The sequence below is a fragment of the Streptomyces sp. NPDC056347 genome (assembly GCF_042262625.1).
Lineage (GTDB): Bacteria > Actinomycetota > Actinomycetes > Streptomycetales > Streptomycetaceae > Streptomyces.
Genome location: NZ_JBHJQP010000036.1, coordinates 48,946 through 49,910, shown reverse-complemented (window position 1 = coordinate 49,910; position 965 = coordinate 48,946). Strand labels below are relative to the sequence as shown.

Genomic DNA, 965 nt, shown 5'->3' with positions numbered 1-965 from the left:
GGCCGGAAGGCCCCGTCCGCCCCCTCCTCGCCGTCCGGGCACCTTCCACGGACCCGGCAGGCGCCCATACGCTGGGCGGTATGACGATCCGCGCGGTCCTCTGGGACATCGACGACACGATCTTCGACTACACCCGGGCCGACCGTCTCGGCCTGCGCAGACAGCTCGAACAGGAGGGCCTGCCCGACGGATACGCGACCGTCGAGCAGGCCCTCCTGGCGTGGCGGACGATCACCGAGACGCAGTGGGCGCGGTTCGCCGCCGGCGAGGTGGGCTTCCACGAGCAGCGCAGGGACCGGGTCAGGGAGTTCGCCGCGCGGCCGCTGACGGACGCGGAGGCCGACGAGTGGTTCGCCCGGCACGCGGCCCACTACGAGGCTGCCTGGGAGCTCTTCCCGGACGTGCTGCCCGCACTGGACCTGCTGGCCGGCGGATACCGGCACGCGGTGCTCTCGAACTCCAGCATCCGCAACCAGGACCACAAGCTGCGCGTGCTCGGCGTACGGGACCGTTTCGAGGCCGTGGTGTGCGCCGTCGAGCTCGGTGTCTCCAAGCCGGAGGCCGGCGCCTTCCACGCCGCCTGCGAGGCGCTGGACCTGGAGCCCGGGGAGGTCGCGTACGTGGGCGACGAGCCGGACATCGACGCCGCGGGGGCGGCCGCCGCCGGGCTGACGGGGATCTGGCTGGACCGCAAGGAGCGCGGCGGACGGCCCGAACTCCTCCGTATCGAGGGGCTCGACCAGCTGCCCGGACTGCTGCTCGGCGATACCCGTTTTGGAGCGTCGGACACCTTCGGGTAATGTTCTTTCTGCGCCGCCCGGGCGGGACGAAAGATCCGAACGGGAGGCGCAAGCGGAACGAAGGCCCCGCAAGGGGTTGAGTTTCATTGGGCTATGGTGTAATTGGCAACACTACGGTTTCTGGTACCGTCATTCTAGGTTCGAGTCCTGGTAGCCCAGCGCAGA

The 965-nt window shown here is 70.1% G+C and carries 1 protein-coding gene and 1 tRNA gene; both read left to right on the top strand.

Annotated features, from left to right (window positions below; translation table 11 throughout):
- Positions 1 to 80 precede the first annotated feature (80 nt).
- Positions 81 to 800, top strand: coding sequence for an HAD family hydrolase (locus ACFCV8_RS11615; protein WP_376685107.1), 720 nt, complete (start codon positions 81 to 83; stop codon positions 798 to 800).
- Between the two features lie 87 nt (positions 801 to 887).
- Positions 888 to 959, top strand: a tRNA-Gln gene (locus ACFCV8_RS11610).
- The last annotated feature ends 6 nt before the right edge of the window (positions 960 to 965 follow it).

What these genes read in the sequence shown, in the direction of transcription:
- ACFCV8_RS11615 (WP_376685107.1), top strand. Translation starts at nt 81, where the DNA reads ATGACGATCCGCGCGGTCCTCTGGGACATCGACGACACGATCTTCGAC.